The organism is Pseudomonas sp. GD03903 (assembly GCF_029840045.1).
In the GTDB taxonomy this organism is placed as follows: domain Bacteria; phylum Pseudomonadota; class Gammaproteobacteria; order Pseudomonadales; family Pseudomonadaceae; genus Pseudomonas; species Pseudomonas pseudonitroreducens.
In genome coordinates, this window is sequence record NZ_JAOCBT010000003.1 from 14,500 (window position 1) to 35,182 (window position 20,683).

Consider the following 20,683-nt stretch of genomic DNA (forward strand, 5'->3'; position numbering starts at 1 on the left):
AGCGCCCGGCTTTTTTGTGTGCGCCATATCGAGGCTCAGCAGTGAGCGTAGGAGCGGACTTCGTCCGCGATCGTTTCCGGCACCTCCGAACTGCCCGGCAGCGCATCGCGGACAGAGTCCGCTCCTACAAAGGCGGCAGCCTCAGCGTGCGGCGGAGAGGCTTTTGAACGCCTCCAACGCCCGCTCCCGCGTGGCGGAGAGATCACACATCGGCTGTGGATAACCCTCCACGCCGAACAGCCCGAGCTTTGACGGATCATGCATCGCCCGGCCCTGAAGCCCGGCCAGCTCCGGCACCCAGCGGCGGATGAAACGGCCGTCCGGGTCGAAGCGCTCGGATTGCGAGATGGGGTTGAAAATGCGGAAGTAGGGCGCCGCATCGGTACCTGTGGAGGCGCTCCACTGCCAGCCGCCGTTGTTCGCCGCCAGGTCGCCGTCAATCAGGTGGCGCATGAACCAGCGTTCCCCTTCGCGCCAGTCGATCAGCAGATTCTTGGTCAGGAACATCGCCACCACCATGCGCAGGCGGTTGTGCATCCAGCCGGTGGCGAGCAACTGGCGCATGGCGGCGTCGATGATGGGGAAGCCCGTGCGCCCTTGCTGCCAGTCCTGCAGGTCCTTCTGGTCGTAACGCCACTTCAGCTTCTCGGTGTCCTCGCGGAAGGCGCGGTGCCGGCTCACGCGTGGGAAGCCGACCAGGATGTGCTTGTAGAACTCGCGCCAGAGCAGCTCGTTGATCCAGCTGACCGCGCCGCTGTTGCCGGTCTCGAACTCGCCATGGTTGTTCGCCAGCGCCGCATGCAGGCATTGCCGGGGCGAGATCACGCCAGCGGCCAGGTACGGCGAGAGGCGGCTGGTGCCGTCACGGGCGGGGAGGTCGCGGGTGTCCTGGTAGGTCTTGAGGATTTCGTCGGTGAACAGCTCGATGCGCTCGTGCGCGGCGTCTTCGCCGGCGGGCCATTCTTCGCGCAGTTGTGGCGGCGCTGGCTCGAAGCCCTCTACCTGTGCCGGTACCGCGTCGCCGGGGATATCCAGCCTCTGCTGCGCGCGGGGTGCCGGCAGCAGGCTGGGCACACCCAGGTTCAGGCGTTCATAGCAGACCTTGCGGAACTGGCTGTAGACCTGGAAATAGGTGCCGCCCTTGGTGAGGATGGTGCCGGGCGTGAAGAACAGCTGGTCAAGGTGACTGCGCAGGCGAACGCCGTCGTGCTCCAGCGCCTTCTCCACGGCGGCGTCGCGGGCCGCTTCGTTGACGCCGTACTCCTCGTTGACGTGCAGCGTCTCGATGTTCAGTTCGCGGCAGAGTTGCGCGATGACTTTCGGTGCCTCGTCCCAGAGATCCGCCGTGCGGATCAGCAGAGGAATGTGCAGTTCGTCGAGGCTGGCGCGCAGTTCGCGCAGGTTGCGCAGCCAGAAGTCGACCTTGCTCGGTGCATCGTCGTGGCGTTGCCATTGGCCGGGGCTGAGCAGGTAGAGGGCGATGACCGGGCCGCGTTCGGCGGCGGCGTGCAAAGCGCTGTTGTCGCGCAGGCGCAGGTCGCTGCGCAGCCAGACGAGTTGGCGCTTCATGCGGCCTCCCCGTTGAGCAGGTGCAGTTCGCGCAGCAGGTCGAACGCGGCGACAGGATCGCTCGCCAGGTGCAGGGGGGGCTCGGCGATGGCCAGCTCCTGCAGCGCATCGGGGTGGATGGCAGTGGCGGGGCCGGCCAGCAGACGCGGGCAGTCGATGCCGGCGAGCAGCCGGGGCAATTGCAGCAGGTTCAGCGTGCGGCTGGAGTAGAGCAGCACGGCGCGCGGCTGCAGGCGCTCCACCGCCAGTGCCAGTTCACCAGGTGGCAGCGGCCAGTCGAAGATTTCCAGCGCGCAGCCGGCGCTGCTGGCCAGCCAGGCGGTGAGCCACAGGCCCGGCTCCAGCGGCAGGCCCGACTGGTTCACCAGCAGCAGCGGGGCGCCGCGCTGCTGGCGGTTGTGGTGGTAGAGGCGGGTGCCGAACTTGGTGCGCAGCCAGGTATGGAAGAACACCCGCTCCAGTTGTGCGCCGAACTGTCCTTGCCAGCGCCGTTCCAGCTCCTCCAGCAGCGGTAGCATCAGTTGCTCGCAGAGAGTCTGTGCGGGGTAGATCGCCAGCGCGGCGTTGAACAGCTCGTCCAGCTGGCGCTCGTTGATCCGGCCGATGGCGGCGATGCACTGCTGGCGCAGGTCGTCCCAGGGCGAGGCGCTGGTGTCCGCCGGCAACGCCGCGTTGTCGTCGAGCAGCGCGCGGATCTTGCTCACCGCCACGCCCCGGCCGAGCCAGGTGAGGATGGCCTGAATGCGCGCGATCTGCGCTTCGGAGTAGAGGCGGTGGCCCTTGGGCGTGCGCTGCGGAACGACCAGGCCGTAGCGGCGCTCCCAGGCGCGCAGGGTGACCGGGTTGACGCCGGTGCGTCGGGATACTTCACGAATCGGCAGCCAGCCTTCGGCCAGGGCCTGGCGATAGTCGTCGTCCGAGTCGCGGTGGGGGTGGTCGGGATTCATGGGGTTCTTGTGAGGACGTCAGATGGCATTGCGCAGGCTCAGGTCTTCGGGGTGCGGCTGCAGGTAGGCCTGGGCATCGATGTAGGGGTGCGGGTGCAGGCGGAAGTGATGCTTGAGCAGTGTCAGCGGCACGACCAGCGGGATCACGCCTTCGCGGTACTGGTCGATCAGGTGCTGCATCTCGGCCTTCTCCGAGCCGGGCAGGTCGTGCTTCAGGTAGCCGGCCAGGTGCTGCAGCACGTTACTGTGGGTGCCGCGGGTGGCGCAGGTGCCCAGCGCCTGCATGAAGTCGCGGAAGTAATCCGCGGCGAACGCTTCCAGCGGCTGATCGCTGATCTTCGCCAGGCGCTGGCCGAGGGCACTGTACTGGCGCGGGTTGTGCGCCATCAGCTGGTACTTGTAGCGCGAGTGGAAAGTGATAACTGCGTGGCGCGTCAGGCCCTGTGCGCAAAGCTGCTGCCAGGCGGCGCAGGCGAACACGCGGGTGAGGAAATTCTCGCGGATCACCGGGTCGTTGAGCCGGCCTTCTTCCTCCACCGGCAGTTCCGGGCGCGCGGCGCAGAAGGCTTCCGCATAGAGCCCACGTACCCCCGGCGGCCGCAGTTGGCCATCGAAGCGATAGAGCTTTACCCGCTGCAGGCCGCAGGAGGGCGATTGCTGCATGAAGATGTAGCCGCAGATATCCCCCAGCCGCTCCGCCTGCAGGCGGCCGAAGTCGCGCAGGGCATCGCTGACATCGCGACCGCCTTCGCGCTGGATCAGCGCGCGGGGATCGTCGCGGTCGCCCACCAGGCGCAGGGTCGGGCGCGGTACGCCGAGGCCGATGGCGACTTCCGGGCACAGCGGGACGAAGTCGAAATAGCGGTTGAGCACGTCCAGGCACAGGCGCGAGGCCTTGTGCCCGCCGTTGTAGCGTACCGGCTCGCCCAGCAGGCAGGCGCTGATGCCGAGCTTGGGACGTGGCGGGATGCTGGACATGACGTTGACCGATTTCTTGTACAGGATGATTTGTTTGTACAACTATCGGTCAGGATAGACGCCGGCTTGTACAAGTGCAAAGCCTTGTACAGGGCAGGACGCCAACATGGGGGCTTCACGGCCCTCCCCGGAGGGGGAGGGCGTGTGCGATCAGAGGTGTTCGAGCAGCCGGCGGGCGGCTTCCAGGCCGCTCAGCCAAGCGCCTTCGACGCGACCGGAAAGGCACCAGTCGCCGCAGGCGTAGATGCCCAGGTCGGCATCCGCGAGGGCCCCGAACTGGTGGGCTTCCATGGGCCGCGCGTAGAGCCAGCGGTGGGCGAGGGCAAAGTCCGGGGCGTGCACGGCGCAACCGATCAGCTCGGCGAAGGCTCCGCGCAGGTGCTCGATCACGCTTTCCTTGGGCAGGTCGATGTGCTGCTTGCTCCAGCCGCTGGCAGCGTGCAGGACCCAGGTATCCAGTTGCTCGTCGCGCCCCGGCTTGGAGTGATTGCTGGCCAGCCAGGACAGCGGGCCCTCATGCACGAAGCAGCCTTGCACCGGGGTATCCAGCGGCTCGCGGAAGGCCAGGGCGACGGCCCAGGTCGGCTCCATGGGAATGCTCGCGGCGGCGGCGGCCAGCTTCGGCGCGCTGGCCAGCAGGGCGGCGGCCTGTGGGGCGGGGGTAGCGACCAGCACGCGGCTGAACGGCCCGTGGGTCTGGCCCTCGGAGTCCTGCAGGTGCCAGTGCTCCTCGCCGCGGTACACCTCGGTGATGCGGCAGGCGAAGGTGACGACCTGGTCCTGCAGCAGCGCGCGGGTGATCGCGCTCATGCGCGGAGTGCCGACCCAGCGTGGCTGCTCGTCGGGAGAGGGGCTCAACTCACCGTCGCGGTACTGGTACAGGGCCGGGTCCCATTCGGCGACCCAACCGTGCTCGCGCCAGCGCTGGATCGCATCGAGGAAGCGTCGATCGCGGGCGGTGAAGTACTGTGCACCGAGATCCAGGGCGCCAGCTTCGCTGCGCTTGCTGGCCATCCGGCCGCCGCTGCCGTGGCCCTTGTCGAACAGCTGGACGTCCTGTCCGGCATCGCGCAAGGCGTGGGCGGCCGAGAGGCCGGCGATACCGGTGCCAATGATGGCAATGGGGGCGCTCATGACATGCCTCGTAATCTGTTTGCTTTGAAGCGTAACGAGCAGGGAGTTCTTGTACAAACGAAACTATCTGTACAATTGGATTTCAGCTGTCCGCGCTCGTCAACGATAGGAGTCCGATCATCGGAACCTTTGGCGCCACATCGGTTCATTCAGAGATGAGCCCGGCTTCGGTTCCGGCACTTACAGCGTAGACCTCGCCGCAGAGGGAGTGTCAATGCAATCGCCTCCCTCTCGTCCAGACTGATGGAAGGTGGAACAACGCAACAAGGAGTTCGCCATGCATATTCTCTTGACCGGCGGCACCGGCCTGATCGGCCGCCGCCTCTGCCGCCAGTGGAGCGCCGAAGGGCATCAGCTCACCGTGCTGAGCCGCCAGCCGCAGCGCGTCGCAGCGCTGTGCGGTGAGACGGTGCGCGGGATTGCCGATTTCGAAGCCTATGGTGACGGGCCGCTGGATGCGGTGGTCAACCTGGCCGGCGAACCGATTGCCGACAAGCCCTGGAGCGCGCGGCGCAAAGCCCTGCTGTGGGACAGCCGGGTGCGCCTGACCGAACGCCTGGTGACCTGGCTGGAGGGGCGCAGTCAGCGCCCGGCGGTACTGATCAACGGCTCGGCGGTTGGTTGGTATGGCGACGCCGGGGAGCGTCCGCTGGAAGAAAACAGCGCAGCGGCCGGCGAGGACTTCGCCAGTGAACTTTGCCTGGCCTGGGAACAGATCGCCCGCGAAGCCGAGGCGCTGGGCGTTCGTGTGGTGCTGGTGCGCACCGGGCTGGTGCTGGCGCCCGAAGGTGGTTTCCTCAAGCGCCTGTTGCCGGCGTTCCGCCTGGGAGCCGGTGGGCGACTGGGAGATGGCCGCCAGTGGATGTCGTGGATTCATATAGAGGACGAGATCGCCCTGATTGATTTTCTTTTGCGCAAGGAGGACGCGGCCGGTCCCTATAATGCGTGCGCGCCGCAGCCGGTGCGCAACCGCGACTTCACCCAGGAACTGGGCCAGGCGTTGCACCGGCCGACGCTGATGCCGGTGCCGGGCTTTGCCCTGCGCCTGCTGCTGGGCGAAATGTCGACCCTGCTGCTGGGTGGCCAGCGCATCGTGCCGCGCCGCCTGCTGGATGCCGGCTTCGAGTTTCGCTTCGCGGAGCTCAAGGAAGCGCTGGCCGACGTCTTGCAGGACCAACGCTGAACCCCTGCGGCATCGGCGACAGCCTGGAATAGGCCCAGGCTGCTCTGGATAGCGCGGTCTGCGTGTAAACTGCGCAGCCCGCACGACGACCTCCTACCGTACCGGTTTAAGGACACTGCATGACCCAAAACGCCCTCCTGCTGGTCAACCTGGGATCACCGGCCTCCACCCAGGTCGAGGACGTGCGCCGCTACCTCGATCAGTTCCTCATGGACCCTTACGTGATCGACCTGCCCTGGCCGATCCGCCGACTGCTGGTGTCGCTGGTGCTGCGCAAGCGCCCGGAGGAGTCCGCCCACGCCTACGCATCGATCTGGTGGGACGAAGGCTCGCCGCTGGTCGTGCTGAGCCGCCGCCTGCAGGAGGCCGCCCGGCCGTTCTGGCCGCATGGCCCGGTGGAGCTGGGCATGCGCTATGGCGAACCGTCCATCGAGGGCGCGCTGCTGCGCCTGAGCCAGCAGGGCATCACCCAGGTGACCTTCGCGCCGCTCTACCCGCAGTTCGCCGACAGCACCACCACCACCGCCATCGAAGAAGCCCGGCGGGTGATGCGCGAGCACAACCTCAAGCTGGAGCTGAAGGTGCTGCCGCCGTTCTACGCCGAGCCCGAATACCGCCAGGCGCTGGTGGACAGCGTCAAACCGTATCTGGCGCAACCCTACGATCACCTGCTGCTGAGCTTCCATGGCCTGCCCGAGTCGCACATCCGCAAGCTGGTGAAGGACAAGCGTCACGACCTCACTGCCAGCTCCAGCCGGGGTGTGCACGAGGACGTCATGGCTGTCTGTTACCGCAGCCAGTGCCTGCGCACGGCCGAGGACTTCGCCGCTGGCGCCGGGCTGGAGGATGGGCGCTGGTCGGTGTCCTTCCAGTCGCGCCTGGGCCGCAACAAGTGGATCGAGCCCTACACCGAGGCGCAGCTGGAAAAGCTCGGCAAGCAGGGCGTGAAGCGCCTGCTGGTGATGTGCCCGGCCTTCGTCGCCGATTGCATCGAGACGCTGGAAGAAATCGGCCAGCGCGGCCAGGAGCAGTTCCGCGCGGCGGGCGGCGAGGAGCTGGTGCTGGTGCCGTGCCTGAACGACCAGGAGTTGTGGGCACGGGCGCTGGCCAAACTGTGTGAACGGACGCCGCAGGCAATCTGATCGAACTCGGCGCTCGGGCTTCCCCTCACCTTGACCCTGGGTACGCGCCCCGCTCAGAGGGAGAGGGGAACGTTCGGTACAGCGTGAAAGTTCAGCGTCAGCCGGCTCGGACTGCCCCCTCTCACTTTGGGAGAGGGTTGGGGTGAGGGTGGCCGGCAGCTGCGGCGATTCAGGTGTGCAGCGTGCATAACGCCCCAAGTGTTGTCGGCCATGGCGGATAAAGCGTTCCGCTTTATGCGCCCTACTGGAGCCCCAAGCTCCGGCTCTTCGTAGGAGCGAGCTTGCTCGCGAACCCGCCCAGCGTCGGTGCCATCGGCGAGCTCGTTCGCGAGCAAGCTCGCTCCTACAAGGTAAAACCCGCCGTCCAATCCTTGACCACTCATTCATCAGCCAACGGCCGACGCGCGCATTCAGAGACCTGATAGTGCGCGCGCGACGCGTTGGCAATGCCTACTCTGCGGACTCTCCCCTTCGCCTTCGCCGCGATTGGCGGCGTTTCAGGAGCCCGGCATGAACAACAACAATAACGGCTATCCCTCCAGTGCCGTGGCCTGGTCCACGGTTGCGATCCTCATGGTCGCCTACGTGCTTTCCTTCATCGACCGACAGATTCTCAACCTGCTGGTCGGCCCCATCCGTCGCGATCTGGAGATCAGCGACACGCAGATGAGCCTGCTGATGGGCCTGTCCTTCGCGCTGTTCTACACCCTGTGCGGCATCCCCCTCGGGCGCATGGCCGACAGTCGCAGCCGGCGCGGGCTGATCACCGTCGGCGTGCTGATCTGGAGCGCCATGACCGCGGCCTGCGGCCTGGCCCGGCAGTACTGGCACTTCCTGCTGTTCCGCGTCGGCGTCGGCGTGGGCGAGGCGGCCTTGTCGCCGGCGGCCTACTCGCTGATTGCCGACAGCTTCCCGGCCAATCGCCGCGCCACCGCCATCAGCGTCTATTCCATGGGCATTTACCTCGGCTCGGGCCTGGCCTTCCTGCTCGGCGGGCTGGTGATCAAGTTCGCCTCCGCCCAGGGCGATGTGCATTTGCCTGTCCTCGGTGAAGTGCGCCCCTGGCAACTGATCTTCCTGATCCTTGGCGCCGCCGGCGTGCTCTTCACCCTGCTCATGCTCGCGGTGAAAGAGCCGACCCGCCGTGGCGTGGGCGCCGGCGTGGTGGTGCCGATGAGCGAAGTGGGTGCCTACCTGCGCGCCAACCGCAAGACCGTGCTCTGCCACAACTTCGGCTTCGCCTGCATCTCCTTCGCCAGCTACGGCAGCGGCGCCTGGGTGCCGACCTTCTTCGTCCGCACCTATGGCTGGGACGCCGGCCACGTGGGCGTGGTGTACGGCAGCATCGTCGCCGTGTTCGGTTGCCTGGGCATTGTCTGCGGTGGCCGCCTGGCGGATTACTGGGCCAAGCGCGGGCGCACCGATGCCAACATGCGCGTGGGTCTGCTGGCTGCCTGCCTGGCCATTCCGCTGAGCCTGGTCTACCCGCTGCTCGACAGCGGCAATGCGGCGGCGGCGATGATGGCGCCCATCGTGTTCTTCCTCAGCATGCCCTTCGGCGTCGCGCCGGCGGCCATCCAGGAAATCATGCCCAACTCCATGCGCGGCCAGGCCTCGGCCATCTACCTGTTCGTGGTCACGCTGCTGGGCCTGGGCATCGGCCCGACCGCCATCGCTCTGGTCACCGACTATGTGTTCGCCGACGATATGGCGCTGCGCTACTCGCTGCTGATCGTCAGCGTTATCGCCCTGCTCGCTGGCGCGTTGCTGCTGGCCAGCGGCCTCAAGCCGTACCGAGCCAGCCTGGAACACCTGAAGAGCTGGAGTGTGAAAGGCGAGAGCAGCAGCGGCGCGATGCAGCGCCAGCCGGCCTGATCGTACCGGTGCATGATCGAGCCCCCGTGCAGCGATGCACGGGGGCTTTTCTTTGTGCATGGCACAATGCGCCGGGACATGGATTCGACAGGAGGTTCCAGCATGGAAGGCAAGGGCACTGGCGCGTGGCTGCTGGCCCTGGGGGCACTGGCGCTGAGTGTGCCGGCAGGGGCGGACGAGCCCTGGGTGGCCTTCACGCAGAACGATCTGGTCGGTTTCAAGGACTCGCGAGGCGCGGTCAAGGTCGCCCCGACGCTCGTCCAGGGCCTCACTCTGGCTCGCCGTTTCGAGCGCATCATTGCTGCCGGCGAGGAAACCGCCGACGGTTACCGCACCTACTACCTGCTGCGTGACGGACGCCAGGTCGCGCCGGACTCGCTGTACTTCTTCGACAACGCGCCGGTCTGCGAGAGTGAGGACAGCATTCGCTTCCGCGATCACCAGCGCGACAAGGTCGGCTTCCTCGATGGTAACGGCCAGGTGCTGATCGCCGCCGAGCTGAGCGACGCCAGCGCCATGCATAACGGCATGGTCGTCGCGTTGAAGGGGGCCAGCCGAACCTGCGCTGATCCGGGCACCAGCCTGGAACATTGCGAGCACCGGAGCTGGAAGGGCGGCACCCAATTGCTGCTCGATCGCCACGGCAAGACGCTGGTGTCGAACTTCGACAGCACCCGTGCCGGAGCGCTGGACTGGTTCTCGCTACAGATCAGCGAGCAGCCCCCGAGCGATCCGCGCCGCGTCTCCTTCAAGGGCGTCGACGGGCGTTACATCAGCTTCGTCGACATCGAGAAGGACTTCGCCATCTGGTTCAGGGAGGTTTTCCTCGCGCATCTCGACGACGCCTCGTTGCAGGCGCACAGCGCAGTGCGGGTCTGGAACGGGGAGGGCGGCGAACCGCTGGACGACTGGCGCTCCGCGCCGCCTGGGCAGATGATCCGCCAGCATGGGCCAGTGTTGCGTGAGCGCCTGGAGGCGCTGCGCGCGTCCGCCGACTACGGCGTGCGCCAGGACGACATGGGCTGGCCGTTCGACCCCGAGAGCGACCCGCAGTACTTCGACAACTGCGGCGAGTTTGCCCAGTGGAAGACCCCGAAGGTCTCGGCCATGGAACATTGGAACCAGGGCTCGTTCGAGCCGGCCAAGCATGCGAGCTTTGATTTCATCCGCACGGTTGATGGATATCGTCTGGTGGCGTTTTCCATTCCTGCGAAAGAATGAAATGCAGGCTGTTATAGCAGCGGACTCCGTCCACGATTGGCCCCGCGCGACAGGGAATCACGGCGGGGGCGTTGCATTGGCATTGGTCGGGAAAATCGCCAGGCACCACGGGCTGACCTGTAGGAGCGAGCTTGCTCGCGAACGCGGTTTCGCCTGGGGCATTGGCATCCGGCGGTTCGCGAGCAAGCTCGCTCCTACAAGGGCCTGGCGCATGGATTGATCAGGGATAAAAAAGCCCCGCAGTTGCGGGGCTTTTTCCTTCAGTGCGCCGTGGCTGGCGCGCCGGCTGCAGCAGGTTTCTTGTCCGGCTTGGCCAGCAGCGTGTACACGCAGGGCAGCACGAACAGGGTGAACAGCGTACCGACGCTCATGCCGGTGGCGATCACCACGCCGATGTCGAAGCGGCTCACCGCGCCGGCGCCGCTGGCGAACAGCAGCGGCGTCACGCCCAGCACCATCGCCGCGGTGGTCATCAGCACCGGGCGCAGGCGGATCGCCGCGGCTTCCTCCACCGCCTCGCGCACCGACAGGCCGCGCTCGTGGCGCAGCTGGTTGGCGAACTCGACGATGAGGATGCCGTGCTTGCTGATCAGCCCGATCAGTGTCACCAGGCCCACCTGGGTGTAGATGTTCAGGCTCGACAGGCCGAGGAACAGCGGGATCAGCGCACCGCAGATCGACAGCGGCACCGTGACCATGATCACCAGCGGATCGCGGAAGCTCTCGAACTGTGCCGCCAGCACCAGGAAGATCACTGCCAGCGCCAGGGCGAAGGTGATCATCAGCGCGCTGCCTTCCTGCACGAACTGCCGCGAGGCGCCGGCGTAGTCGAAGGAGAAGCCGCGCGGCGATTCCTCTTCGGCAAAACCACGCACCGTCTCGATGGCCTCGCCCATGCTGACCATCGGCACGCCGGAGATGATCGCCGAGTTGAGCTGCTGGAACTGGTTGAGCTGGCGCGGGCGCGCGTGCTCGTGGAAGGTCACCAGGGTCGACAGCGAGATCAGCTGGCCGCTCTGGCTCTTCACGTAGTAATTGTTCAGCCAGCTGGGGTTGTCGCGGAAGGCGCGCTCGACCTGGGCGATTACCTTGTAGCTGCGCCCGTCGATGGTGAAGCGGTTGATCTCGCCCTCACCCAGCAGCGCGCCCAGGGACACGCCGAGGTCCTGCATGCTCACGCCCATCTGCGCGGCCTTGGCGCGATCGATGTCGACCACCAGCTCGGGCTTGTCGAAGGCCAGATCGAGGTCGAGGAAGGCGAACTTGCCCGATTCCTCCGCGCGCTTCTTCACCCGCTCGGCCACCTGCAGCAGCGACTGGTAGTCGCTGGCAGTGTTGATCACGAACTGGAACGGCAGGCCCTCGCCGGTGCCCGGCAGCGACGGCAGGTTGAAGCCGAAGATCTGCAGGCCGGGGATCTTGTCCAGCTCGCCCTGTACCGCGCGCAGCAGTTCCATCTGGCTGCGCTCGCGTTCGTCCCAGGGCTTGAGCAGCATGCCGCCGATGCCGGTCTGCACACCGTTGTAGCCGTTGATCTGGAACGCCGAATAGTACTCGGGGAACTTGCGGAAGATGCCCTCGAACTCGGCGGTGTACTTCGACAGGTAGTCCAGGTTCGCCGTCTGCGGCGCACTGGCCATGATGAAGACGATGCCCTGGTCTTCCTCCGGTGCCAGTTCCTTGTGGGTGAACATCATCAGCAGCGGGATGATCGCCAGCACCAGCAGGGCGAAGACGATCACCACCGGACGGCTGTTCAACGTGCCGTGCAGGGCGCGCTGATAATGCTGCTTGAGACCCTCGAAGATCAGGTCCAGGCGATGCGCCAGACCGCTGGGGTTTTCGTCGTGGCGCAGCAGGCGCGAGCACATCATCGGCGACAGCGTCAGGGCGACGATGCCGGAGATGATCACGGCACCGGCCAGGGTGAAGGCGAACTCCTTGAACAGCGCGCCGGTCAGGCCGCTGAGGAAGCCGATGGGCGCGTACACGGCGGCCAGGGTGATGGTCATGGTTACCACCGGCACGGCGATTTCCCGCGCGCCCTCGATGGCGCCCTGGAACGGCGACTTGCCCTCCTCGATGTGCCGGTGGATGTTCTCCACCACCACGATGGCGTCGTCCACCACCAGGCCGATGGCGAGCACCATCGCCAGCAGCGTCAGCAGGTTGATCGAGTAGCCCATCATCTGCATGAAGAACAGCACGCCGATCATCGACAGCGGGATGGTCACCACCGGGATGATCACCGAGCGGAACGCGCCGAGGAACAGGAACACCACGACGATGACGATCAGGATCGCCTCGGCCAGGGTCTTCACCACCTCGTCGATGGACGCCTGGATGAAGCGCGTGGCGTCATAGGCGATGGAGACTTTCAGGCCTGGCGGCAGCTGCTCTTCCAGCTCCGGCATCTTCGCGCGGACTTCCTTGATCACATCCAGCGGGTTGGAGCTGGGCGTGCCCTTGATGCCGATGTACACCGACGGGATGCCGTTGAACGAACTGACCGCGTCGTAGCTTGCCGCGCCCAGTTCGATACGCGCGACGTCGCCCATCAGCACGCGGCGGTCACCCGCAGTCTTCAGCGGAATGGCGGCGAAGGCTTCCGGGGATTTCAGGTCGGTGGAGGCGTTCACCGAGGTGACCACCAGCTCGCCCTTCACCTCACCAGCGGCGGAGAGGAAGTTGTACTCGCGCACCGCGCTGGCCACGTCGCCGGCGGTGATGCCGTAGGCGGCCATCTTCACCGGGTCGAGCCACAGGCGCATGGCGAAGACCTGGTTGCCGAGGATCTCGGCCTCGGCGATGCCCGGCAGGGTGGCGAGCTTGGGCTGGATCACCCGCGACAGGTAGTCGGTGATCTGCGGGTTGTTCATCTGCTCGCTGAAGAAGCTGATGTACATCAGCGCCGAGGCGTCGGCCGCTTCCTTGTCGAGGATCGGGTCCTCGGCATCCGGCGGCAGCTGGGTCTTCACCTCGCCGATCTTCGACAGCAACTCGGTGACCAGGCGATCGGTGTTGGCGCCGATGTGCGCGTAGATCGAGATCACCGAGTAGTTCTGCCGGCTCACCGAGGTCATGTAGTCGATGCCTTCGGCGCTGGCCAGGCTCTGCTGCAGCGGCTGGGTGATGTAGCCCTGGATGGTCTCGGCGTTGGCGCCGGCATAGAAGGTGGTGACGGTGATCAGCGCGTTTTCCATCTGCGGATATTCGCGGATCACCAGCTTGCTGAAGGCCTGCATACCGAGCAGGACGATCAGCAGGCTGACCACGGTCGCCAGCACGGGGCGACGGATAAAGGGATCGGTGAACATAGCTCAATCCTTTAATGCGGACCCTGCCGGACGACGGCGGGGTCTGTTGGCGCGCAGCATCGAGCGACGCGCCGGCTATGCGATTACTGCGGGTCCTTGACGATGGCCACGGCGGTACCGTTGTCCAGCTTGAGCTGGCCGGAGGTCACGACCTCTTCGCCGGCCTTCAGGCCCTCGAGGATCACCACGTTGCCTTCGCGGCGCTCGCCGGTCTTCACGAAGCGGCGTTCGACGTCCAGCTTCGGCGCGTCATCGGCCTTGGCTTCTTCGGCTTTCTCGCCGTCCTTGGGCTTGTGCGGTACCACGACGTACACCGAGTTGCCGTACAGGGTGAAGGCCACGGCGGTTTCCGGGACGATCACCCGCGGCGCGCTGTCGGGCAGTTGCACTTCCAGGTTGGCGAACATGCCCGGCAGCAGCTTGCCATCGGGGTTGGCCATGCTGGCGCGGACCAGCAGGTTGCGCGTCTGGTTGTCCACCCGTGGGCTGATGGCGTCGATCTGCGCGTCGAAGCTCTGGCCTGGATAGGCTGCCACGCGCACCACGACCTTCTGCCCGCGCTTGAGCAGCGGGAAGTCCTGTTCGGGCAGGAAGAAGTCCACCTGCAGGGTGGAAAGGTCCTGCAGGGTGACGATCTCGGTGCCGGGGGAAACGTAGTCGCCCACGTCTACCTGACGGATGCCGATGGTGCCGGAGAAGGGCGCGAGGATGCGCTTCTTCGCCAGCGCCGCCTTGAGTTGCGCAACGGTAGCAGTGGAGCGGTTCAACTGGGCGGCGAGGCGGTCGTACTCGCTCTTGGAGATGGCCTGGCGGCCCACCAGGCTCTTGCCGCGCTCGTACTCGACCTGGGCCAGCCCGAGGTCGGCCTCGGCGGTGCGCAGGGTGGCCTGCTCAACGTCGGATTCCAGTTGCACCACCGGCTGGCCGACCTTGACCTTGTCGCCGGAGACGAACTGCACGGCGCTCACCGTGCCGGAGACTTCCGCAGTCAGGGTTACGCCCTGGATTGCCCGGAGGGTGCCGATGGCCGCCAGGCGGCTCTGCCAGTCGCGCTCTTCGGCCTGGGTGGCGTTCACGCTCACGGGCGGACGCGGCGCCGAGAACATGGCGATCTGTTTCTTGATGGAGAGGTATTTCGAGCCGGCGAGCACCGCAACGATGACGGCAACTACGCCCAGCATGATCAGCATGCGGCGCAACATCTTCCTGTTCCTTGGTACGTGCCTGGCAGCAATCAGGCGCGATCGCTCGCCCACTGTTTGCCGGGCGGCCTTCCGTTCGCGCAGATGTCGATCAGGCTCTGAAGCCGATACGTGGGACGCCCCATTGCGGGGCGGAATTGCGCACCTTATTCCTACTTCGAAGGTGAGTCAAAGGTCTGCGTTTACAAGACGTTTCCCACAGGTTTTGAAGGGATTACGAGAAATAGGCGCTGAATCGGTGCAGCAGGAAGTACCACGGGAGAGGGCCACTTCCGTGTGGCCACAGCGGGTCAGGCGCTGAGTTTGCGGGTGACCTCGGCGATCTCGCCGGAGAGCCCGTGCAGGTGGCGGCTGGCGCCTTGGGTGCGCACCACGTTTTCCTCGTTGGTGGCGCCGATGGCGGTGATCTCGGTGAGGTTGCGCGAGATGTCCTCGGCCACCGAGGTCTGCTCCTCCGCGGCGGTGGCGATCTGCCGGTTCATGTCGCGGATCGCTTCCACGGCGAGGGTGATGCTGCGCAGCACTTCGCCGGCCTGGGTGACGCGCTCCACGCCCTGTTCACTGCGGGTCTGGCCATTTTCGATGGCGCGCAGGGCGTTCACCGAGCCGGTCTGCACGGTGTCGATGATCTGGTGGATCTCGGCGGTGGATTCGGCGGTGCGCTGGGCCAGAGTGCGGACTTCGTCGGCGACCACGGCGAAACCTCGGCCGGCTTCACCGGCGCGGGCGGCCTCGATGGCGGCGTTGAGGGCCAGCAGGTTGGTCTGGTCGGCGATGCCGCGGATCACTTCGAGCACCTTGCCGATGCGGCCGCTGTCGCTTTCCAGGCGGCGAATGACTTCGGCGGTGTTGGCGATCTCGTTGCTCATCTCGGTGATGGTGACGATGGTGGTCTTCATCACCTCGCCGCCCTGCTGGGCGTGCTGGTCGGCATCATCGGCGGCGCGCGCGGCGTCGGAGGCGTGGCGCGCGACTTCCTGGGCGGTGGCGGACATCTCGTGCATCGCTGTGGCCACCTGGTCGGTGCGCGAGAACTGCTCGCGGGTGCCTTCGGCCATCAGGGTGGCGATGGCGTTCAGTTCGCCGCTGGCGGTGTCCAGCTCGGTGGTGCTGTGCTTGAGGCGGGTGAAGGTCTCGGCCAGGAAGTCGCGCAGGGTGTTGGCGGCGCGGGCCAGGCGGCCCAGCTCGTCGCGACGGCTGGCATCGACGCGCTCACCGAAGTTGCCTTCGCTGAGCTGGGCGATGTGCTCGATCAGGCGGGCGATCGGGCTGATCAGGTTGCGGTTGACCAGCCACAGGCTGAGCAGGCCCAGGACGAGGCCGGAGATCAGCAGGATCAGGCTGCCGCTGATCACGGTGCTGTGGGCGCTGGCGGAAATGCTCCCGGCTTCCTCCTGGGCATCGCGGTGCAGGCTGTCCACCAGCGCGGCCATCTGCTCGCTGGCGGCGCGGTCGATGCCCTTCACGGCGGCGTCACCGGCGCGCGGGTCGCTGCCGGCGGCAAGGTAGGCGTCGCGGCCTTTGCGGTAGGCCTGGCCGAGCTGGCGGTGCTCATCGCGCAGACGCGTTACCTGGGCCTTGAGTTGCGGGTCGTCGCTGGCGTTCTGCTGCAGGCGGCCGAGCACGTCCTGCACGGCGCGCTCCTGATCCTCGAACTGGCCCCAGTACTTGTTCAGGTCGGCCGGTTGCTGGCCGCGCAGCAGGACGTTCTTCCACTCCTGCACCTGGATCTTGAAGGCCAGGTTGGCCTGGTCGACCAGTTGCGAGGATTGCAGCGGGCCGTCCAGCAGTCGCTGGTAGGCACCGACGCTGCCGGAGAGGAAGTGGAAGCAGGCGAGGGCGATCAGCAGCACGAGCAGCAGGCTGCCGCCCAGCAGCGAAAGGATCTGGGTACGCAAGGAAGTGTTGGGGGACATCGTGGGTACGCCTCTAAGACGCAAGGTGGGAATCGGTCAGTCTTTGCATCGGCCGGGAGCCCGCGTTTGTGAGGCCGAGCAGATGAGTGGTAGGGCTTTGGAACGCTCTGGGACGGGCGTTCCGCTTGATACCATGAGGTTGAGGATCACGTAGCAGCGGACTCCGTCCGCGATCGTTTCCCGGCGGCTCCGAGCGTCGGCGTGGCACATCGCGGACAAAGTCCGCTCCTGCGTTCGCCGGTTATTTCGTAGCCGCAGCTCAGGCCAGGTGCAGGTGGTTGTCCCAGAAGGCCGGGGGCAGGTCCAGCGGCGTGCCGGCGATGCGCTCGTTGCGGCAGTCATAGACGCGGCAGCGGCCCTGGCCGGAGGTGACGACGAAACCGTCCTTCACCGCGCCAACGCCGGCGCAATCGGGTAGCGGCGCGTCCAGGCGCACGGCGCCGGTGTCCAGGTCCCAGATGAAGAAGCGGTTGCCGCGCGGAGCAGTCAGGGCGACCAGGCGCAGCTCGTCATGGATGGCGACGCTGGCGGTGTACTGGGTCATCGCCAGACGCTGTTCGTCTGCCAGCGGGAAGGCTGCGAAGGGCTGGCCGGGGCGCTTGATGGCGAGCAGGTCGGCGCGGTCGTGGGCATCGCCCATGTACTGCTGGCCGGCGACGATGGTGCCGTCCTCGGCGATGGCGAGGTGGCGCACGCTGTTCATCTGCTGCGGCAGGGTTTCCTTGGAGATCAGCGAGCCGTCGCGGCGCATCAGCACCAGGCTCGGTTCCATGGCGTCGAGGTTCATTTCCACGCGGCTTTCGGCTTCGGTACGAATGCCGCCGTTGGCCACCACCAGAGTCTCGCCGTCGGGCATCCAGGACACCTGATGCGGGCCGAGACCGTGGGTGGAGACCTCGCTGGTGTGGCTCAGGCGCTCACCGTCGAAGCGGTACACGCCGAGCATGCCGCGGCCCGGATCGGTGGTGTCGTTCTCGGTGGCGTACAGCCACTCGCCGTCCTTGTGCCACACGCCGTGGCCGTAGAAGTGGCGGTCGGCCTGCGAGTCGAGGGTCTGCAGCAGGCGGCCATCGTTCAGGTCGATCAGGTAGCTCTGCCGGCCAGGGCGCCGGGCGACGAACAACGCCAGTGGCAGCTCCGGATGCTGCACCACGTCGTGGCAGCGCAGGCCGACTTCGGTGGCGAAGGCGCAACTGCCATCCAGGCGATAGCCCACGGCGTAGTGCTTGCCATCCGCGTCGTCACGGGCGGACAGCACCAGGGGCTCCTTGCCCTTGCGTGACAGCGTCCAGCCGCCGAAGGTCAGGGCACCGAGCAGCAGGCTGCCCAGGCCGATCACGTGACGTCGCAACATGGCGTTCACCTCTATCACTTCTCGTAGTCCATCGGTCTTGCGAGCTAGAGCCAGGTTAGGCGGGAAGCTGCGGCGGATGCGGAGTTGGCTCCAGCCAATGAGCAATCCGACGCATCATTTCCAACGACCCGTGGCCGGCGCGCAGCAGATCGAATCAGTCCCCGTCGTTGGCGTTGAACCCCAGCTGCACTCCCAGCGCCTTGGCGAGATCCCCCTCGTGCAGGCGATGGACGACGTTGAGGCTGTCATACAGTTCGTTCAGTTGCTTGAGGCCAGCCTCGTCCTTCAGCAATTCGCTCAAGGGTTTATTGATGGCTTTCAGCTTGCCGTGGACATCGGCGTAGGCGGCGTCGATCTTGCCGGCCAGTTCTTTCTGCTCGGCCGGCAGCAGGGCGCGCAGGCCCTTCTTGTCGGTGCCGTCCCACAGCGCCTGGGCGCCGGTCAGGCTGGAGTCCAGGCTCGCCAGCGACATGTCGCTGCGCCAACCTTCGGCCTGGAATGGCTGCGGAATGCCCTTGCTCTGGCGACCCAGCGGGGTGCCGAGCTTCTTCTTCAGCATGTCCAGCGCGGTGACCTGCACGCGCAGCAGCTCGGCGATGGCCTCGTGGGCATCGGCGTAGCGCTCGTTGGGGAACTTGGAGAGCTGGGCGAGCATGCCGCCGTCCTGCTTCCACTGCGCCAGGATGCTCTCCGCCAGGGCCTGCTGGTGGCTGCCGATGGCTTCCAGCAGCGGGCAGTAGCGCGCCTTGGTCTCGGCGTTGGCGAGGTCGATCCTGGCGTCGTAGAGGATGTATTCGTAGGCGGTCAGGCCCTGGACCACGACGCTGGATTTATCCAGGGTCGCCGGGGAAATCGCGTTGCCGCTGTTGAGCAGTTGCTCGACCTGGCGCGCCACGAGGTTCTTCTTGTCCGGCCAGAACTGCACCTGCCAGGAGCGATTGCCCTCGGCCAGCGGCCCGACCAGCAGCGGCTGCAGTTCGGCCCAGGCCTTCTGCGCGGCCATGAAGTCGGCGCGCGCCTTGGTCAGGTCTTCCTTGCCCTGGCAGTAGGCCAGGGCGCTGGCGGCCAGCGCTCGGTCGGCGTCGACCCAGCGGCTGTAGGTCGGCAGGATCACCTGCTGGGCCAGCGTGGCGCTGGTGGTCGCCTGCGGGTCGGTGGGCGAGCAGGCGCCCAGGGCGATGGCGAGGCTGGTGATCAGAAGTCGGGGGCGGAACATGGTGGGCTCGGCTCCTTAGAGTGAGTTCAGGAACGCCAGCAGGGCATCGCGCTGCCCGGCGTCGAAGTTCAGTACGCGTTGCTTCGCCGCTTCGGCTTCGCCGCCATGCCAGAGCACGGCTTCGAGCAGGTTGCGGGCGCGGCCGTCATGCAGGAACTGGGTGTGGCCGTTGACCGTCTCGGTCAGGCCGATGCCCCACAGCGGCGCCGTGCGCCAATCGCGGCCGCTGGCGAGAAATTCCGGGCGATTGTCCGCTAGTCCCTCGCCCATGTCATGCAGCAGCAGGTCGCTGTACGGGCGGATGAGCTGGTTGGCCAGCTCGGGCTCGGCGGCGTTCGGCCCGGTGGTGAATTTGGGCGTGTGGCAACTGGCGCAGCCGGAGTCGAAGAACAGCCCCTTGCCGGTCAGCACCAGTGGGTCGTCGACCTTGCGCCGCGCCGGCACCGCCAGGTTGCGGGCGTAGAAGGCGACCTGGTTGAAGATGTGTTGGCTGACTTCCGGCTTGCCGCCGTCGATGGCGTTCTTGCAGTCGGTCTGTGCTGCCGTGCAGTCGTCGCTGGGCAGCAGGTCGCTGGTCAGGCCCATGTCACCGGAGAAGGCGTGGGCGTTCTGCTGGGCGACGTTGGGCTGCCCGGCCTTCCAGCCGAAGCGGCCGAGTACGGTCTGCTGCGTGGCATCGTCCCAGACCCGGTTCGGCCGGCCATGGATGCCGTCGTTGCCTTTGGCCTGCAGTTCGGCGTTGGCGAGGATATCCGCTTCGCTGATGGACTCCAGCAGGCCCAGGCCGATCATCGGCGGGGCGATGCGCGCGGAGAACATAGTGTCCGGGTGCATCGGGCCGTAGCCTAGGTCGCTGATGCGCAGCTTGGGTTTGCGCAGCTCGACCACGGTGCCGTCCTTGAAGGTCACCGGCACCGCGTCGTATTCCACGCGGACCTTGCCTTCGGGCGCCACGCCGGGGATCGCCGAGTCCTGGAACTGGCCGCCGTACACCGGCTCGGGCACCACGCCCAGGCGCTTGATGGTTTCGACGTCGGCGGAGCCGGCGGGGATCGACAGGCGTACCAGCATCGACACGGCGTTGACGTCGTTCAACTCCGGCGGATGGCCGCGGCCGTCCTTGATGTGGCAGTTCTGGCAGGCGTTGGTGTTGAACAGCGGGCCGAGGCCGTCGCGCGCGGTGGTGGTAGTCGGCGCGATCACCCAGGGATTGCGGAAGAAGCTGTTGCCCACGGCGAAGTCCAGTCGACGACTCGGCGTGAGGTTGGCCGAGGGCATGGAATAGGCGTTGCGGTCGCTCTGTCTGACCGTGGTGGCGCCGCCGGAAAGTGCTTCGCCGGGCTCGGCCACGGCGTGCTGGGAGGTCTCCGGCTTGCACGCGGCAAGGGCGAGGGCGGACAGCAGCGGCACGAGGTGCAGGGCGGTACGGCGGTGGAGCATCGACGGGTTCCAGAGCGGTGACATGGCAGCGCGCCATGTTATCAGGGGCTTCAAATGCAAATATGAAAAATTTGTATTTGAGAACGACATCGTTTGCCGCCCGGAAACGACAAAGCCCCGCAGTGCGGGGCTTTGCCTTTGCCACTTGAGTAGCTGCGGCCAGGAGCCGCAGTCACCTCAGGACGCGCG

Annotated in this window: 14 protein-coding genes; 4 read left to right on the forward strand and 10 right to left on the reverse strand. The window is 66.4% G+C overall.

Going from position 1 to position 20,683, the window contains the following annotated elements; genetic code table 11:
• Positions 1-141: 141 nt before the first annotated feature.
• The 4 genes from phrB to N5C91_RS04975 all read right to left on the reverse strand — a co-directional run bounded on the left by phrB (position 142) and on the right by N5C91_RS04975 (position 4,628).
• The gene (phrB, locus tag N5C91_RS04960) at positions 142-1,569 is read right to left on the reverse strand and encodes a deoxyribodipyrimidine photo-lyase (protein ID WP_279828278.1); all 1,428 of its coding nucleotides are present in this window, start codon (positions 1,567-1,569) and stop codon (positions 142-144) included.
• Entirely contained in the window at positions 1,566-2,516 is a 951-nt protein-coding gene (locus N5C91_RS04965) for a MerR family transcriptional regulator (protein ID WP_279828279.1), read from the reverse strand. Before N5C91_RS04965 ends, phrB begins: the two co-directional genes overlap by 4 nt.
• Before the next feature lie 18 nt (positions 2,517-2,534).
• Entirely contained in the window at positions 2,535-3,494 is a 960-nt protein-coding gene (locus N5C91_RS04970) for a DUF523 and DUF1722 domain-containing protein (protein WP_279828676.1), read from the reverse strand.
• 150 nt (positions 3,495-3,644) lie between these two features.
• On the reverse strand, positions 3,645-4,628 hold the full coding sequence (locus N5C91_RS04975) for an NAD(P)/FAD-dependent oxidoreductase (RefSeq protein ID WP_236172970.1): 984 nt from the start codon (positions 4,626-4,628) through the stop codon (positions 3,645-3,647).
• Between the two features lie 277 nt (positions 4,629-4,905).
• On the opposite strand from N5C91_RS04975, the gene N5C91_RS04980 reads away from it, so the two are divergent.
• The 4 genes from N5C91_RS04980 (at position 4,906) to N5C91_RS04995 (ending at position 10,049) form a co-directional block, all read left to right on the forward strand.
• The gene (locus N5C91_RS04980) at positions 4,906-5,811 is read left to right on the forward strand and encodes a TIGR01777 family oxidoreductase (protein WP_279828280.1); all 906 of its coding nucleotides are present in this window, start codon (positions 4,906-4,908) and stop codon (positions 5,809-5,811) included.
• Between the two features lie 119 nt (positions 5,812-5,930).
• Positions 5,931-6,953 (forward strand): ferrochelatase, encoded by a 1,023-nt coding sequence (hemH, locus tag N5C91_RS04985; protein WP_279828281.1) that lies wholly within the window; start codon positions 5,931-5,933, stop codon positions 6,951-6,953.
• A 510-nt stretch (positions 6,954-7,463) separates the two neighbouring features.
• A complete protein-coding gene (locus N5C91_RS04990) occupies positions 7,464-8,828 on the forward strand; it encodes an MFS transporter (protein ID WP_236172967.1) in 1,365 nt (454 codons plus the stop codon).
• A gap of 102 nt (positions 8,829-8,930) precedes the next feature.
• Positions 8,931-10,049, forward strand: a complete 1,119-nt coding sequence (locus N5C91_RS04995) for a hypothetical protein (protein ID WP_279828282.1) — start codon at positions 8,931-8,933, stop codon at positions 10,047-10,049.
• Between the two features lie 260 nt (positions 10,050-10,309).
• Here the strand turns inward: N5C91_RS04995 and N5C91_RS05000 are convergent, their stop codons facing one another.
• The 6 genes from N5C91_RS05000 to N5C91_RS05025 form a co-directional block, all read right to left on the reverse strand.
• Positions 10,310-13,366 carry a multidrug efflux RND transporter permease subunit gene (locus N5C91_RS05000; RefSeq protein ID WP_279828283.1) on the reverse strand — a complete coding sequence of 1,019 codons (3,057 nt, stop codon included), beginning with the start codon at positions 13,364-13,366 and terminating at the stop codon, positions 10,310-10,312.
• An 83-nt stretch (positions 13,367-13,449) separates the two neighbouring features.
• A complete protein-coding gene (locus N5C91_RS05005; protein ID WP_236172964.1) occupies positions 13,450-14,568 on the reverse strand; it encodes an efflux RND transporter periplasmic adaptor subunit in 1,119 nt (372 codons plus the stop codon).
• Positions 14,569-14,858: 290 nt separating this feature from the next.
• Positions 14,859-16,484 (reverse strand): methyl-accepting chemotaxis protein, encoded by a 1,626-nt coding sequence (locus N5C91_RS05010; protein ID WP_279828284.1) that lies wholly within the window; start codon positions 16,482-16,484, stop codon positions 14,859-14,861.
• Between the two features lie 259 nt (positions 16,485-16,743).
• On the reverse strand, positions 16,744-17,838 hold the full coding sequence (locus tag N5C91_RS05015; protein WP_279828285.1) for a DUF1513 domain-containing protein: 1,095 nt from the start codon (positions 17,836-17,838) through the stop codon (positions 16,744-16,746).
• Between the two features lie 154 nt (positions 17,839-17,992).
• On the reverse strand, positions 17,993-19,054 hold the full coding sequence (locus N5C91_RS05020; RefSeq protein WP_279828286.1) for an imelysin family protein: 1,062 nt from the start codon (positions 19,052-19,054) through the stop codon (positions 17,993-17,995).
• Between the two features lie 15 nt (positions 19,055-19,069).
• The gene (locus N5C91_RS05025; RefSeq protein WP_279828677.1) at positions 19,070-20,494 is read right to left on the reverse strand and encodes a di-heme oxidoredictase family protein; all 1,425 of its coding nucleotides are present in this window, start codon (positions 20,492-20,494) and stop codon (positions 19,070-19,072) included.
• Between the last annotated feature and the right edge of the window lie 189 nt (positions 20,495-20,683).

Coding starts and splice junctions, on each gene's coding strand:
- phrB (WP_279828278.1), bottom strand. CDS start 1,569: ATGAAGCGCCAACTCGTCTGGCTGCGCAGCGACCTGCGCCTGCGCGAC.
- N5C91_RS04965 (WP_279828279.1), bottom strand. CDS start 2,516: ATGAATCCCGACCACCCCCACCGCGACTCGGACGACGACTATCGCCAG.
- N5C91_RS04970 (WP_279828676.1), bottom strand. CDS start 3,494: ATGTCCAGCATCCCGCCACGTCCCAAGCTCGGCATCAGCGCCTGCCTG.
- N5C91_RS04975 (WP_236172970.1), bottom strand. CDS start 4,628: ATGAGCGCCCCCATTGCCATCATTGGCACCGGTATCGCCGGCCTCTCG.
- N5C91_RS04980 (WP_279828280.1), top strand. CDS start 4,906: ATGCATATTCTCTTGACCGGCGGCACCGGCCTGATCGGCCGCCGCCTC.
- hemH (WP_279828281.1), top strand. CDS start 5,931: ATGACCCAAAACGCCCTCCTGCTGGTCAACCTGGGATCACCGGCCTCC.
- N5C91_RS04990 (WP_236172967.1), top strand. CDS start 7,464: ATGAACAACAACAATAACGGCTATCCCTCCAGTGCCGTGGCCTGGTCC.
- N5C91_RS04995 (WP_279828282.1), top strand. CDS start 8,931: ATGGAAGGCAAGGGCACTGGCGCGTGGCTGCTGGCCCTGGGGGCACTG.
- N5C91_RS05000 (WP_279828283.1), bottom strand. CDS start 13,366: ATGTTCACCGATCCCTTTATCCGTCGCCCCGTGCTGGCGACCGTGGTC.
- N5C91_RS05005 (WP_236172964.1), bottom strand. CDS start 14,568: ATGTTGCGCCGCATGCTGATCATGCTGGGCGTAGTTGCCGTCATCGTT.
- N5C91_RS05010 (WP_279828284.1), bottom strand. CDS start 16,484: ATGTCCCCCAACACTTCCTTGCGTACCCAGATCCTTTCGCTGCTGGGC.
- N5C91_RS05015 (WP_279828285.1), bottom strand. CDS start 17,838: ATGTTGCGACGTCACGTGATCGGCCTGGGCAGCCTGCTGCTCGGTGCC.
- N5C91_RS05020 (WP_279828286.1), bottom strand. CDS start 19,054: ATGTTCCGCCCCCGACTTCTGATCACCAGCCTCGCCATCGCCCTGGGC.
- N5C91_RS05025 (WP_279828677.1), bottom strand. CDS start 20,494: ATGCTCCACCGCCGTACCGCCCTGCACCTCGTGCCGCTGCTGTCCGCC.